Annotated in this window: 15 protein-coding genes; 4 read left to right on the top strand and 11 right to left on the bottom strand. The window is 39.9% G+C overall.

Translation table 11 applies throughout. The annotated features are described in order from the left end of the window. The first annotated feature begins 148 nt into the window (after nt 1-148). Nucleotides 149-859: a sugar transferase gene (locus tag H6G28_RS10265; protein WP_190588482.1), complete on the top strand. Its 711-nt coding sequence runs from the start codon at nt 149-151 to the stop codon at nt 857-859. A gap of 5 nt (nt 860-864) precedes the next feature. Here H6G28_RS10265 and H6G28_RS10270 read toward each other — a convergent pair whose 3' ends face one another. The 8 genes from H6G28_RS10270 to H6G28_RS10305 all read right to left on the bottom strand — a co-directional run bounded on the left by H6G28_RS10270 (nt 865) and on the right by H6G28_RS10305 (nt 8,905). Beyond that, nucleotides 865-1,704 (bottom strand): carbohydrate ABC transporter permease, encoded by an 840-nt coding sequence (locus tag H6G28_RS10270; RefSeq protein WP_190670566.1) that lies wholly within the window; start codon nt 1,702-1,704, stop codon nt 865-867. Nucleotides 1,705-1,886: 182 nt separating this feature from the next. After that, complete coding sequence (locus H6G28_RS10275; protein ID WP_190670567.1) at nt 1,887-2,906, bottom strand: catalase family protein; 1,020 nt, start codon at nt 2,904-2,906, stop codon at nt 1,887-1,889. A 39-nt stretch (nt 2,907-2,945) separates the two neighbouring features. Further along, nucleotides 2,946-3,521 carry a 5-formyltetrahydrofolate cyclo-ligase gene (locus H6G28_RS10280; RefSeq protein WP_190670568.1) on the bottom strand — a complete coding sequence of 192 codons (576 nt, stop codon included), beginning with the start codon at nt 3,519-3,521 and terminating at the stop codon, nt 2,946-2,948. A 213-nt stretch (nt 3,522-3,734) separates the two neighbouring features. Further along, on the bottom strand, nt 3,735-4,313 hold the full coding sequence (locus tag H6G28_RS10285) for an ankyrin repeat domain-containing protein (protein ID WP_190588479.1): 579 nt from the start codon (nt 4,311-4,313) through the stop codon (nt 3,735-3,737). A 96-nt stretch (nt 4,314-4,409) separates the two neighbouring features. Then, nucleotides 4,410-5,354, bottom strand: coding sequence for a GDP-L-fucose synthase family protein (locus tag H6G28_RS10290; RefSeq protein WP_190670570.1), 945 nt, complete (start codon nt 5,352-5,354; stop codon nt 4,410-4,412). A gap of 26 nt (nt 5,355-5,380) precedes the next feature. Then, nucleotides 5,381-6,460: a GDP-mannose 4,6-dehydratase gene (gmd, locus tag H6G28_RS10295; protein WP_190588477.1), complete on the bottom strand. Its 1,080-nt coding sequence runs from the start codon at nt 6,458-6,460 to the stop codon at nt 5,381-5,383. 430 nt (nt 6,461-6,890) lie between these two features. Further along, entirely contained in the window at nt 6,891-7,649 is a 759-nt protein-coding gene (locus H6G28_RS10300; RefSeq protein ID WP_190670599.1) for an undecaprenyl-phosphate galactose phosphotransferase family protein, read from the bottom strand. Between the two features lie 113 nt (nt 7,650-7,762). Beyond that, a complete protein-coding gene (locus H6G28_RS10305) occupies nt 7,763-8,905 on the bottom strand; it encodes a glycosyltransferase (RefSeq protein ID WP_190670571.1) in 1,143 nt (380 codons plus the stop codon). 315 nt (nt 8,906-9,220) lie between these two features. Here H6G28_RS10305 and H6G28_RS10310 point away from each other — a divergent pair, with 315 nt between their 5' ends. Further along, nucleotides 9,221-10,153 carry an NAD-dependent epimerase/dehydratase family protein gene (locus H6G28_RS10310; RefSeq protein WP_190670573.1) on the top strand — a complete coding sequence of 311 codons (933 nt, stop codon included), beginning with the start codon at nt 9,221-9,223 and terminating at the stop codon, nt 10,151-10,153. Nucleotides 10,154-10,157: 4 nt separating this feature from the next. Here H6G28_RS10310 and H6G28_RS10315 read toward each other — a convergent pair whose 3' ends face one another. Then, nucleotides 10,158-10,883 (bottom strand): Uma2 family endonuclease, encoded by a 726-nt coding sequence (locus tag H6G28_RS10315; protein ID WP_190670574.1) that lies wholly within the window; start codon nt 10,881-10,883, stop codon nt 10,158-10,160. Between the two features lie 119 nt (nt 10,884-11,002). Between H6G28_RS10315 and rfbB the strand changes: the two genes are divergently transcribed. Then, on the top strand, nt 11,003-12,070 hold the full coding sequence (rfbB, locus tag H6G28_RS10320) for a dTDP-glucose 4,6-dehydratase (protein WP_190670575.1): 1,068 nt from the start codon (nt 11,003-11,005) through the stop codon (nt 12,068-12,070). Then, on the top strand, nt 12,067-12,978 hold the full coding sequence (rfbA, locus tag H6G28_RS10325) for a glucose-1-phosphate thymidylyltransferase RfbA (protein WP_190670577.1): 912 nt from the start codon (nt 12,067-12,069) through the stop codon (nt 12,976-12,978). Before rfbB ends, rfbA begins: the two co-directional genes overlap by 4 nt. A 31-nt stretch (nt 12,979-13,009) precedes the next feature. Here rfbA and pgsA read toward each other — a convergent pair whose 3' ends face one another. Together pgsA and H6G28_RS10335 are read right to left on the bottom strand one after the other, a co-directional pair. Then, on the bottom strand, nt 13,010-13,528 hold the full coding sequence (pgsA, locus tag H6G28_RS10330; RefSeq protein ID WP_190670578.1) for a CDP-diacylglycerol--glycerol-3-phosphate 3-phosphatidyltransferase: 519 nt from the start codon (nt 13,526-13,528) through the stop codon (nt 13,010-13,012). Between the two features lie 20 nt (nt 13,529-13,548). Then, the gene (locus H6G28_RS10335; protein WP_190670580.1) at nt 13,549-14,115 is read right to left on the bottom strand and encodes a Uma2 family endonuclease; all 567 of its coding nucleotides are present in this window, start codon (nt 14,113-14,115) and stop codon (nt 13,549-13,551) included. Nucleotides 14,116-14,184: the final 69 nt, after the last annotated feature.

Genomic DNA, 14,184 nt, shown 5'->3' on the forward strand with positions numbered 1-14,184 from the left:
ACACGTAAATTTTACAATCCTCTGGTGAATTCAAAGATTGGGTAAATTTTGTAAGGGAAGTTCATTACTAGTGCAATTTTTGTTTATATTATCACTCAGTATGAATGTAGCCAAATTTTTCAGATACCCTGATTAACTTCAACTTTTTATGGTGTCACTACCAACTTTTCCTTCTCACACAGGCGGTTACACTGTGGACGCTTTAGCATTTGCTGATGAATATTCAGCAACTAATGTTGTCTCACAACCTTTACACAGATCAACCTCTAGCATCACAAAAAGATTAATTGACATCTTAGGGGCTATTGTGGGACTCATCATTACAGTGATGTTGGCAATTCCCATAGCGATTATTACTAAAATTACTAATCCCGGCCCCATATTTTATTCGCAAATTCGCTGTGGAATTAACGGTAAACCCTTCCGTATTTGGAAGTTCCGGTCGATGGTAGTCAATGCTGACCAAATCAAGCATCTGGTCAAAAATCAAGCCCAAGGCCATATTTTTAAATCAGTTGACGACCCTCGCATTACTCCCGTTGGTAAATTCCTGCGACGCACCAGCTTAGATGAATTTCCCCAGTTTTGGAATGTGCTGAAGGGCGAAATGAGTTTAGTTGGCACACGTCCCCCTACACCCGATGAAGTCATCCACTATGCACCCCACCACTGGGAAAGGTTACGAGTCAAGCCAGGAATGACAGGAGAATGGCAAGTTAATGGTCGTTCTACCATCAAAGATTTTGAAACTATCGTCAAAATGGATGTTGATTATCAACGCAAGTGGTCGATAGTTTATGACATGATGCTAATATTTAAAACCATCTGGGTGGTATTGAGTAAAAGTGGCGCTTGTTAGGCAAATTAACCTTTCACACCACTACCAGTTTCAGTTGGGACAATGTAGCGTTGTAAAAATATAAATAATATTAGTACTGGGGCGATGGAAATGATCGAACCAGCAGCGACTAAGCGCCAGTCTAAAGAAAAAGTACCGGCTAATTTTGCTACTCCCAAAGGTAGGGTGTAGAGTTTTTCGTCTTGAATGACAATTAACGGCCAAAGAAAATCACTCCAAGACCCAATAAAGACGAAAATTGCCAGTGTAACTAACGCTGGACTAACTGCTGGCAACATAATATGCCACCACAAACCTAACTCAGAACTACCATCCATCCGCGCCGCTTCTTCAATTTCTTTCGGCACACCCATAAAAGCTTGTCGCAGTAAAAAAATGCCAAAAGCCGAAGCCAAACTCGGAAAAATCATCCCCCAATAAGTATTTACTAAGCCTAATTGGACTGTCAAAATATACAGGGGAATCATCACAATCTGAAAGGGAATCATGATTGTCGAGACGATCGCAATAAATATCCAGTCTCGCCCCGGAAATGATAATCTGGCTAAAGGGTAAGCCGCTAAAGAACAAAATAGTAAATTCAACCCAACAGTCAGTAGAGAAACCAAAGTACTGTTATATAAATATTGGGCAAATGGTAAAGATTGCCACACCTTAGCAAAGTTACCCAGCGTCGGTTGGCTAGGAAGTAACTGTGGCGGCGACTGTAAAATATTTTCTGTGGGTGATTTTAACGCAGTACTGATTAACCAGAGTAAGGGAAAGAGAGTGATCAGTGCGATCGCTCCTAAAACTATATAAGTTAATCCAATATTAAACTTGGGATTGTGTTTGAAAAATTTCATAATTAACCTTTAATTTGATGCGTCAAAAACAATTGTCTCTGACGCAAACTATTAGATAAAAGTTATATCTTGCTGATGTAAGTCCGATGATGAATGCTGCCACAACAATGTGCAGTATTTTGCATAAGTAAGCCACATTTGAACATAAGATAACCACTGAACTGAAGCAGTTTCAATTTGATTTAAAGTGGTTCATCTTGAACTACTGTATGAGGTTGTGGTTCCCGCAGACGTTGGGCAATTTGCTCTCGGCGGTATTGTGCAAGTTCGCTGTAAAGCCGCTTACGCGAGAGATTTACAGTGCCAACAGGCTCATGTTCTAGAAGCGTATGCCAAGGTGAGAATAACATACCTTCATCTAAACGTTTACGTTCTTCAAAATCAAATTTTTGACTAGGAATACGCACAGTTGCAACTTTAATAAATGGTGAATCTGCCTCTTGCCATTCTTGAACATGGTTTTCAATTGGTGTCTTTTCATCATCTACATAAAACTGAATCAGGAAATCAAAAGATGCTTCTTGACCTTCTAGTGTCAAATATTTGACTATTGCTTCCCGTAGGTAGTTTTCCGATTCTGGAACTGTTTCGGGAGGTTGTTCTGGCTGTTGGGGTTTGACGGAAAATTTGACCAATTTATCGCCAAACTTAAATGGAGCCATACTCCAATATTGAATCAAAAGTGGATTACCTACCTTCTGACTACCAATTTTTTGCAAAATAGCAAAAGCATAGGCTAGTTCTTCGATTCGTTCTGGTGTAAGTTGTCCACTACCTGCTTTGGCTAAATCGGCATAATCACGAACATCTTTAGTCAAGAAAATAGGATAATTGTTGAGGATAAAATCTTGAGTTTTTTCTTCATCATCTAGCACTTTTTGTCCATCTACATTGATCACCTTGATGGCAATACCTCGAACATCAGGCTGGCTATCGGAGTTGAATGTACCACGTTTTTGAGGCGCACCACCATTAGAAAAACGAATCCACACAGGATAAGTTTGAGGGGTTTTAAACAAACCTATTCTCAAGTCTTCAGAAAGATGGGGTTCAATAATCAACTCTCCCCAAAGGAGTCCATGACTTTTGCTATGAATTTGGCGGAGGTCTGGGCCTGTTTGCTGTTGAGCTTGAAGGCTACTTGCTATAATCTCGTCGAGCAGTGCTTCCTGCTCATTGGTAGATGATACTGGATTATTCATAGAAAATATTTGATTATGTGTCTTCATTATCCTGAAGCTTTAATCTTTTCCAGTCAAGCCAGTTTCACTCACAACTGTTTTGAGAGGTTTATCCCAAGTTTCTACAGGTAGTTGCGGCAAGTAAGCAAAATCAAATACTATACCTACAGTTTGTTTATTTGCCCATTCGGGAGAACTGAGTAAGCGGTCATAATATCCGCCGCCATAGCCCAAGCGATATCCGCGAGAATCGCAAGCTACACTAGGCACAAGAATTAAATCTACTTCACTAGGGTTTATGGTTGGTGCATCGGGATGAGGTTCGCTAATACCATAGCTGTTAAATTGCAGCCAGTCTCCAGGTTGCCAAACATGCCAAGATAGGGAATTACCGACACAGCGCGGAAATCCCCATTGATATTTAGTATCTGCAAATAAAGGACTTAAATCAGGTTCTTGACGAAAGCTAAAATAAGCTAGTATGGTTTTTGCTTCATCATAGTGAATCAAAGTTTGTAATGTTGTACAGATGCGATCGCTTTTTTCTCTCCATTCTGCAACAGACATCAATTGCCGTTTTTTCAACAGTGTACGACGTAACTTAACTTTATCTAATTGAATATCAACTTCATACATATAGCAATCCTATCTGAGTGGTGAAAAAGTATTCTTTTTAACGAACCGCAAAGGACGCAAAGGACACAAAGAAGGAGAGGAAGGGAAAGAAAGAGAATTTCACAAATGGTTTAGGACTGCTATAGAAAGTTATTTTAATAAATCAACATTGTTGCCAAATTGCGAAATTTAAATACCTCTAGGAACAGGATGAAACGTTATAAAACAAATTTATCAATGTGCTTGTTGGCGTTCACGCTTTTTCCTAGCTTTAGCCCCTGCGCCCTCAATAGCTTCTTTAAGAGCAGCTTCTTTTTCATTAACTGAGGTATATGTAGCAAGGTATTCAACAACTTCTATGTAACCATTTCGTGCAGCATAGGAAATGGGTTTATTTTCATAGGAATCGATAACATTTGGGTTAGCTCCAGCTTTGATTAGTAACTCTACCGCTTTCAAATGACCACGACTTGCAGCTTCAAATAAAGGAGTCCAACCATCTTCATGAACGAAATTAACATTAGCTCCTGCATTAATCAAAATAGATATGATCTCAGGATTTCCATTAGCGGCTGCTAAATGTAAAGGGGAAGAGACACTAATAGAGTTAGCACTTACTCCACTACTCACTAGAAGAGAAACAACAGTTATCTTATTCAGGTGAGCCGCTAATTCTAATGGAGTCATACCCCACTTGTCATCAGTCGATTCGAGATCCATACCTGATTTTACGATTAGTTCAATCTGTTGAGTATCATCGGACTCTATCAATTGATGCAGCGTAAGATACTTTCGTTCTGAAAATTTGGACAACTGGGATTTCCTCTCACATAAATTATGAAATAAAATACCCGACTTTTCAAAAAAGCCGGGTATATGAACTTCTGCATTACAACGTCTATAAATATCCTATGCAGCGTTTTGACGATACCAATCAATGGTATTTTTCAGCCCTTCCCTAAAGCCTACTTGTGCAGTAAAGCCAAAGGCTTGCTTGGCGCGTTCTGTATCTAAACATCTGCGGGGTTGACCATTGGGTTTGTCGGTTTCCCAAACAATTTCGCCGTCAAACTCCATCAATTCGCAAATCAGGGTAATCAAATCACGAATGGAAATCTCATAACCAGTACCTAAGTTAACTGGTTCCGATTCATGGTAGTGCTGAGTTCCCATAACAATTCCCCGTGCTGCATCTTCAGAATACAGAAACTCGCGGGTAGGACTACCATCACCCCAAACAGGGAGTTGTTTGTCTCCGTTAACTTGGGCTTCGTGGACTTTGCGAATTAAAGCGGGAATTACGTGAGAACTTCTGGGGTCAAAGTTATCTTCTGGCCCGTATAAGTTTACAGGTAAAAGATAAATCCCATTGAAACCGTATTGTTGGCGGTAAGATTGCAACTGAACCAATAACGCCTTCTTCGCCACACCGTAGGGTGCGTTAGTTTCTTCGGGGTAGCCATTCCAAAGGTCATCTTCTTTAAATGGCACTGGTGTAAATTTAGGGTAGGCACAAATTGTACCTACACAAACGAATTTTTCTACGCCAGCTTGGTAGGCAGCATGAATTAGCTGGGTTCCCATAATTAAGTTGTCGTAGAATAATTCTGCGGGCTTTTCGCGGTTGAGACCAATCCCACCAACGTGAGCCGCTAGGTGGATAATGATATCTTGTTGGTCAACTGCACGTTGACAGTTTTCCCAAACACGGATGTCACATTCACGCGATCGCGGTATTGTTATTTTTGCCTCATCAGCCCCAGCCTTACACAGCTGATCTATTACCTGACGACCGAGAAATCCCGCCCCACCTGTGACGAGAATCCTTTTGTTTTTCAGTTCTAAGGCGGTCATATTTTTATTATCCTCTGCGGTGTAAATCAGAAGTGGAGAGCGCCCAATTCTTGCCGAATAGTAGCAATATCTACAGGTACTTTTGAACCATTACCATTGGGTGAAGTCTGACCCAAGGCTTGTAAATCTGCTTCCACCATAAGAGCGACTAATCCTTCAAAGGTAACAGAAGGTTCCCAACCTAACTTTTGTTTTGCCTTTGTAGGATCACCAATTAATAAGTCTACTTCTGCGGGGCGTAGGTAGCGATCGTCAAACTCTACGTAATCTTGCCAATTTAAATTGACATAACCAAAAGCTAACTCTAAAAATTCTCGGACTGAGTGGGTTTCTCCAGTCGCAATTACATAATCATCTGGTTGGTCTTTCTGTAACATCAACCACATAGCGCGTACATAATCTTTCGCGTAACCCCAATCTCGTTTCGCATCAAGATTACCCATATACAGATTTTTCTGCTTACCAGCTACAATTCTCGCTACTGCTCTGGTAATTTTCCGGGTAACAAATGTTTCACCCCGACGTGGTGATTCGTGGTTAAACAAAATCCCGTTACAAGCAAACAAATTGTAAGATTCGCGGTAGTTTACTGTTTGCCAGTGTGCGTAAACCTTTGCACAAGCATAAGGACTCCGGGGATAAAATGGTGTGGTTTCGCTTTGTGGTACTGCTTGGACTAAACCATACATTTCCGAAGAACCAGCTTGATAGAAACGGACTTCTGTACCAGTGCGTCGCTGATAATCTCGAATTGCTTCCAATAGACGCAGAGTACCCATACCCACGGCATCAACGGTATACTCTGGTGAATCAAAGCTCACCCGAACATGAGATTGTGCGCCTAGATTATATATTTCGGTTGGCTGAACTTCTTCTAAAATTCGCCGCAGCGTTGTACCATCTGTCAAGTCACCGTAGTGAAGAAACAACCGCACACCCTCTTTGTGGGGATCTTCGTAAATATGATCAATGCGGTCTGTGTTGAAGGTAGAAGTCCGACGAATAATTCCATGAACTTCATAACCTTGCTCTAACAAAAATTCACTCAGATATGAACCATCTTGACCGGTAATACCAGTAATCAACGCTCGCTTAGTTTGCACCATGCTCAATTATCCCTTGTTATTTTTGATCTGTAGAGTTTCAGTCCAACTGATACAACCTAGCAGCAAATGGCTAAATTGCCTAATGGGAAACTTACGGGTCTTAATTGATAGCAGAATTTTGCCGTAAACAAATATACTTAATTAAGAATTACTTAACAAGCTGAACTTGAGTAGGTTAACTCAATGAATAGATAGAATTTCGGTGATGTTGCGGAATTTTTACAAAAACTTTATATAATCTTGGCTTTTGTTAAGTGGAAATTAATTAAAAATTTAGAGAGATTGATCAAACAGAATTCCATATTCAGGATTCAGAAGTCAGAATTTAAAAGCAATTTATAATGCTTGATGGCGAATAATTTGGATGAATTTTGCCATATTCTGACCCCTGAACTCTGATAATGTCGCTACGAGCAATGTTGATTTTGACTTAATAAGCGCCGTTATTTTTAGGCATAATCACCACATTAATCGTTTTCAGAATTATCCACAAGTCAAGCCAGAAATTTCTAAATTTGACATAGTGTAGGTCTATTTGCACTCGTCTGGGGTAAGGAATATCATTACGCCCAGAAACTTGCCATAATCCAGTAATTCCTGGTCGGATTGTTAATACTTGCCCTATGTGATGACCATATTTTGGTAATTCTTCGGCTACCAGGGGGCGCGGCCCGACGACGCTCATATCTCCTTTTAAAACATTCCAAAACTGAGGAAATTCGTCCAAGCTGGTAATGCGAAGAAATTTACCGATTGTGGTAATTCTTGGGTCATGTTTCAGCTTAAAACTACTTTCAAATTCCTGTCGCAATTGGGGCGATGTTTCCATCATCTGCACAAGCATTTCGTCGGCATTGCTCACCATTGTGCGGAATTTAATACAATTGAAGCGCCTATAGTTTTTACCTACCCGTTCTTGGACGTAAAAAATGGGGCCTTCTGAGCTGAAAGCAATCAGCAAGGCCAAAATCAAGTAAAGGGGAAAAAACAAAATCAGTACTGACAGCGAAAACCCGATGTCGAATAGTCGCTTAACGAACTCTCCGTTTAAAGCCTGAGCAGACGACACCTTGGATTTTACCCTGGGTGTCTTGGTTTTTTTGCTACGTTTTAAGAAAGTACGCCTAGACGAGCTAGCGTCTTGCCGTAGGCTTCGCTTGCCGGAGAGGAGTGAGCTCTGGGCAGTCATCATACTCCTTAATAATCCACACCACACATAGTCCCAATCTTAAAGCCAAAATGAGGTGCTTCTGGAGGGAAGTTCCAAAAGCATACACAATTTCCGTACACAAATTTCAACCATTACGCTAAGTATGGTCTGGTTTTGTGGCACTGGTTGATGAAATCTAGATAACGCTGTGCAAAAATTTGCGGTGAAAACTGATCAGCGTGCGATCGCAAATACTCAGGATTGATGAAATTACGATACACTTCAAATTGTTCTACTGCTGCTGTTAATGCCGCTACTGTTTGCTCTGGAAAAAAGATCCCAGTTCCTTGCTCTTTGTGCGATCGCACATCCCGGACTGTTTCTAATGCACCCCCAGCCCCATAAGCAATTACTGGTGTACCGCAAGCTTGTGCTTCTACTAAGGCAATGCCAAAATCTTCACAAGCAGCATAGACAAATGCCCTGGCTTGAGCCATATATTTTTTGACTACATCATCAGGCTGCCACCCCAGTATTTTGATGTTAGGTTTGGCTATTTGGCGAATTTTTTCCATTTCTGAACCTGTACCAATTATGACCAATGGTAACTGCAATTTATTGAAAGCTTGGACAATTAAAGATACTTGCTTATAGCTAACTAAACGGGAAACAGTCAAGTAAAAATTTTCTTTCTGGAGAAAAAGCGGAAATGCTTCCACATTTACAGGTGGATAAATCACTGCGGCTTCTCGTCGATAACAACGCCAAATTCGTCTAGCTGTATGCTGGGAATTGGCAATAAAGTAATCAACACGATTGGCACTTAAGACATCCCAATGGCGTAGCTGATGCAGTAGATACTTGGTTAGCCACCCTGGTAAACCACTGCCAAGCTTACTTTGACGCAGATAGTCAAAAGTCAAATCCCAGGCATAACGCATAGGACTGTGACAGTAGCAGATATGCAACTGATCAGGTGTAGTTAAAACTCCTTTTGCTACAGCATGAGAAGAAGACAAAATCACGTCATATTGCCGCAAATCCAGTTGTTCAATTGCTAAGGGTAACAAAGGCAAATATTTCTGCACTCCGTTACGCGCTAAGGGAAAATGCTGAAGAAACGTTGTACCAATTTGGCGTTTGTACAAGTAACTTTCAGGATTGCTGGATTCAAAGTCAATCAACGCATATAAATCGGCATTAACATGGTTCAGAATTTCTTGTACGACTAATTCTGAACCACCGGTGGCTTTGGGTGTTAACCACTCATGAACCAGAGCATATTTCAAGGGCACAGTAACTTGAGTAGATGGAAAATACAGTCAGACAAATTGTGAGGAAGCGCCCCAGATTTAACCCCAGACGGAATTCTGCCGCAAGTGGTTCCAGAGGGATACAGCAACCTGATAACCTCTAAGGGGGAGTAGGGAGTAGGGAGTGGGGAGTAGGGGCTAGGGAGTAGGGGCTAGGGACTAGGGGCTAGGGATTTGTATCAAAGATATTTAAGTAATCTTATGTATCTAACCCTCTAGCCTCTAGCCTCTCACCTCTAACCCCTAGCCTCTAACCCCTAGCCCCTAGCCCCTCCATTAGACATAAAAGGGGAATTTATGCGAATTTTAATTATGGGTGGCACTAGGTTCATTGGTGTTTACCTAACTGAAATACTTTTAAAGCAAGGGCATGAGGTGGTACTGTTCAATCGTGGCAATCGTCCGGTACCATCCAAGGTAGGACAGATTATAGGCGATCGCACGGATGCAGCCCAACTGAAAGAAAAGCTGTCACAAGAGAATTTTGACATCATTTTCGACAATAATGGTCGAGAATTAAGTGATACTCAGCCATTGGCAGAAATTTTCCAAGGTAGAGTGCAGCAGTTTGTTTATATGAGTTCGGCAGGGGTTTATCTTAAATCTGACCAATTACCCCATGTTGAAGGGGATGCGGTAGATCCGAAGAGTCGTCACAAAGGTAAACATGAAACAGAAGCTTACTTGGCTCAAAAAGGCTTACCGTTTACTTCGATTCGCCCAACGTATATTTACGGGCCGAGTAATTACAACGATTTAGAAAGCTGGTTTTTTGATAGAATTGTGCGCGATCGCCCAATACCAATTCCGGGTAATGGTCTACATATTACCCAGTTTGGTCACGTAAAAGATTTGGCAACGGCAATGTCTTTGGTGATTGGCAATCAAAAAGCGATTGGGCAGATTTATAATATTTCAGGCGATCGCTTTGTGACTTTTAATGGTTTAGCCCGTGCTTGTGCTGTAGCTGCTGGTAAATCACCTGATGCAATTAAAATAGTTCACTACGACCCGAAAAAATTTGATTTTGGCAAGCGTAAAGCTTTCCCGATGCGCCTTCAACATTTCTTCGCATCAGTACAAAAAGCCCAAACAGAATTAAATTGGCAGCCCGAATATGATTTAATTTCTGGGTTAACAGATTCCTTGAAAAATGATTATCTAGCCAATGGACGGGATCAGAAGGAAGTTGATTTCTCTGTAGACGAAGAAATTTTACAAGCCGTGTAGCGATTTATATTTGGTTGGGGTCAATTCCCAACTCTCGTAACTTTGCGGCTAATCGTTCAGCCCTTTGGCTTTCCTGCTCCACGGGAGTAGGAATCCAATTTCCATCTGCATTATACCAACGTAACCATAACCGCTCAATTCCTTGATAAGAGCCTTGCCAAAGTCCTAAACCCAACTGTAAACTCGGCATCCAAATTCTTGGCGTAGTTAAATTCATTTCGCTGTAGCGCCCTGCAATTATTTGGAAAGCTTGTAATTTATCAGTGTAGCGGTCAAAGACAATGTAATAAGGGACTCGCAAAATTCGTTCGTAAACTTCCCATTTTGTTGGCGGTTGGTTAACCTCTCGCAGAGTTTGTCCCAAATCTTCTTTTTCTGTTCCTGGAGATAGTAATTCAACTACTACAAAAGGTGCAATACCTTCTTGCCAAATCACATAACTTAAACGTAAATCTTTTTGTTCGTAGAGACGAGAACCACCTACAACCGCAAACCAATCTGGGAGCTTGTACCATAGTGGATGCTGAGTATCATAGTAGAGGTTTAAGTCACTAGCAGTAAATATTTCGTCTCCAGGGTATTCTGGGGGAGAAAAAGTGTCTTCTAACAGACGAGGTTGCCAAATATGAAATTGGTCAGGCAAGCCAGGTTCCTTTTTATCTTCACTAGGAAGATCATACATTGTAGGTAAGTATTCTTTCGCTGGACGGGGTGGATCTGTTTGATACATATTATTACGATTGACTAAAAGATAAATAGATATTCTGCCTAGTTTTAATTATGTTTGTACAAGCAAATTTGTACAACTTAATTGTATAAATTCAACTATCAATCAAATTTGAGGTACGTATGCTAACAGCATTAGTAACCGGAGGTGCTGGATTTATCGGGGCAAATTTTATTCTTTTAGCTCGAAAGAATCAGTGGTTAAACATAATTAATTTAGATAAATTAACTTATGCCAGTAACTTAGAAAATTTGGCGGAATTACGAGGCGATAGCAACTATCATTTTGTGCATGGTGATATTGCTAACGTTGAATTAGTTAGTTACTTACTAGACAAATATCAACCTGATATAATTATCAACTTTGCTGCGGAAAGTCATGTTGATCGTTCTATTTTTAATCCGCAGATATTCATCCAAACTAATGTAGTTGGCACATTTAATTTACTAGAAGCCGTCCGATTTTACTGGCAAAAGCTACCGCCACAAAAACAGCAACAATTTCGCTTTCTACACGTATCTACAGATGAAGTCTATGGCTCTTTGCAAATTGATGAACCAGCCTTTCGAGAAGATACACTTTATGCACCGAATAGCCCTTACGCTGCTTCTAAAGCCGCAGCAGATCATTTTGTCCGGGCTTACTATCACACATATAACTTGCCTACTTTAACAACTAATTGCTCAAATAACTATGGAATGCGTCAATTTCCTGAAAAACTCATTCCTTTGATAATTTTAAATGCTCTAGATGGTCAGCCTTTACCTATATATGGTGATGGACAGAATATTCGAGATTGGCTTTATGTTATCGACCATTGTGAGGCTATATATTTAGTTATCCAACAAGGAAAAATTGGTGAAACTTATAATATTGGCGGATTGAATGAACAAACAAATTTAACAGTTGTGACAAAAATCTGTGCCATACTGGATGAACTAGCACCTAAACCTAACTTTTCTTATGCGTCTTTGATTACATTTATTCCAGACCGTCCAGGACATGATAGAAGATATGCAATTGATTGTAGTAAAATCAGGCGAGAATTAAGCTGGCAACCCCAAGAAAATTTTGATAGTGGTTTAAGAAAAACCGTGCAATGGTATCTTGATAATTCAGAGTGGGTCAATCAAGTACGTTCAGTAGCTTACCAGAATTGGCTGCAACAAAATTACAAAAATCGCAAATGAAAGGAATTATTTTAGCGGGTGGCTTTGGTACTCGTCTTTATCCGATTACTAATGTTGTGAGTAAACAACTTATGCCAATTTATGACAAGCCGATGATTTATTATCCCTTGTCTGTTTTAATGTTGGCAGGAATCCGCAAAATTTTAATTATTTCTACCCCTAATGATTTGCCATTATTGCAGGAACTATTAAAGGATGGTAGTCAATGGGGTTTGCAGTTTAGTTATATTGAACAGCCTTATCCTGAAGGTTTGGCTCATGCTTTTATTTTAGGAAAGGATTTTATTGCGAATCAACCAGTCTGCTTAATTTTAGGTGACAATTTATTGTATGGTAATGGTTTAAGAGAAGTATTACTGAGAGCCGCGCAACTCAAAGAAGGTGGACTGGTGTTTGGCTATCAGGTAAAAGATCCGCGTCCTTATGGTGTGATTGAATTTGATGCGGATGGTTGGGTAACAGGGATAGAAGAAAAACCCACTATTCCTAAATCTAAATATGTAATTCCTGGAATTTATTTTTATGATGCTCAAGTTGGAGAAATTTCAGCTAATCTCCAACCTTCGGCGCGGAATGAACTAGAAATAACTGATGTGAATATGGCTTATTTAAAGCAAGGAAAATTAAGAGTTGAGCTTTTAGGTAGAGGATATGCGTGGTTAGATGCAGGGACTCATGAATCTTTACATCAAGCTGCTAATTTTATTCAAACTTTAGAGGAACGCCAAGGATTAAAAATAGCTTGTATTGAAGAAATTGCCTACAATCAAGGCTATATAGATGCTAATCAACTCAAAGAATTAATTCAACCAATGGCAAAAAGTAGCTATGGTCAATATTTAATGTCTGTTTTAGAAGATGATTATATTACTGCTAGAAGAAGACCGCAATGTTTTATTAATACGTAGTCAATACCATGCTTACCTCTGAGTTTAAATATTATTCATCATTACTTACCTTTGGTGGTAAAAGATAAATTAACCCTGATATTAAAGTTAAAGTCACAGAAATCCAAAAGGCGATTAATGCAGGAGTTTGCCATGCTGATGGTAACGGTGCAATCAAAAATGCGATCGCTACTATTTGACTCACAGTCTTCAGCTTACCCCAAATATTTGCCCCCGAAATTTTTGTTTGGTTAACTCGCCAACCTGCGATCGCTAATTCTCGCGCTAAAATCAAAAACACTCCCCACGCTGGAACTTTCCCCAACTCAATTAACACCATCAACGGCGCAAGTACCAAAAATTTATCTACCAAAGGATCTAAAAACTTACCCAAATCACTAATTTGGTTGAGTTTCCGCGCTAAATAGCCATCTAACCAGTCTGTTAGCGCCGCTACAAGAAAAATTGCTAAACATATCCATCTAGCCTGCGGTGTTGGGTTGTACAAACCATAAAGCAGAAATGGGACACCAAGAAGGCGAGAAAAAGTAATCCAATTAGGTAAAGTCATGATTTAGGTTGAGAAATTATTTATAATTTTAACCAACCAAATAATTGCCCCAATGTCAAATTTAAATCACTGACTAAATCGGGAACTGGCAATATATCTTCTTCATTATCTAAATATATGATTTGCTGGTGAGGCTGATAAACTAAAACACAATATTCCTCTGGGTCAATTAACCAACCTAAGCTCGTACCATGATTTAAACAATGTAAAATGTTTTTGGTAACTTTGGTGCTACTTTTTTGTTCAGGAGAGAGAATTTCAATTGTCCAATCTGGGTATGTATTAAAAACATTGGCGATATTGCCTTTTTCATCTACAGGAATCCGATTCCAAGCAAATACCGCGACATCTGGAACTGTGGAACGTCCACCAAAAGTACAGCGTAATTCTGGAAAAGCTAGGGCAGTTTTTTTGGGTTCTGTTACATGATTAATCGCATTAGGTAATTGCAACTGAAGTCTACTATGTTTACCTTGAGGCATAGGTTTTTGAATTATCTCACCATCGATATATTCACTTACTGGTTTAGTTTCTGGTAATTGTAAAAATTCCTCTAAAGAGATCCGGCGAGTTGGTGTTTTAATCATAATATTTACCTGCGCGTGTTTAAACTTAGGTTAACTTAAATAAATTGATTTGAGTTTGGAAGATTGTAC

Source organism: Nostoc sp. FACHB-190 (assembly GCF_014696905.1).
Lineage (GTDB): Bacteria > Cyanobacteriota > Cyanobacteriia > Cyanobacteriales > Nostocaceae > Nostoc_B.

Coding starts and splice junctions, on each gene's coding strand:
- H6G28_RS10265 (WP_190588482.1), top strand. CDS start 149: ATGGTGTCACTACCAACTTTTCCTTCTCACACAGGCGGTTACACTGTG.
- H6G28_RS10270 (WP_190670566.1), bottom strand. CDS start 1,704: ATGAAATTTTTCAAACACAATCCCAAGTTTAATATTGGATTAACTTAT.
- H6G28_RS10275 (WP_190670567.1), bottom strand. CDS start 2,906: ATGAATAATCCAGTATCATCTACCAATGAGCAGGAAGCACTGCTCGAC.
- H6G28_RS10280 (WP_190670568.1), bottom strand. CDS start 3,521: ATGTATGAAGTTGATATTCAATTAGATAAAGTTAAGTTACGTCGTACA.
- H6G28_RS10290 (WP_190670570.1), bottom strand. CDS start 5,354: ATGACCGCCTTAGAACTGAAAAACAAAAGGATTCTCGTCACAGGTGGG.
- gmd (WP_190588477.1), bottom strand. CDS start 6,460: ATGGTGCAAACTAAGCGAGCGTTGATTACTGGTATTACCGGTCAAGAT.
- H6G28_RS10300 (WP_190670599.1), bottom strand. CDS start 7,649: ATGACTGCCCAGAGCTCACTCCTCTCCGGCAAGCGAAGCCTACGGCAA.
- H6G28_RS10310 (WP_190670573.1), top strand. CDS start 9,221: ATGCGAATTTTAATTATGGGTGGCACTAGGTTCATTGGTGTTTACCTA.
- H6G28_RS10315 (WP_190670574.1), bottom strand. CDS start 10,883: ATGTATCAAACAGATCCACCCCGTCCAGCGAAAGAATACTTACCTACA.
- rfbB (WP_190670575.1), top strand. CDS start 11,003: ATGCTAACAGCATTAGTAACCGGAGGTGCTGGATTTATCGGGGCAAAT.
- rfbA (WP_190670577.1), top strand. CDS start 12,067: ATGAAAGGAATTATTTTAGCGGGTGGCTTTGGTACTCGTCTTTATCCG.
- pgsA (WP_190670578.1), bottom strand. CDS start 13,528: ATGACTTTACCTAATTGGATTACTTTTTCTCGCCTTCTTGGTGTCCCA.
- H6G28_RS10335 (WP_190670580.1), bottom strand. CDS start 14,115: ATGATTAAAACACCAACTCGCCGGATCTCTTTAGAGGAATTTTTACAA.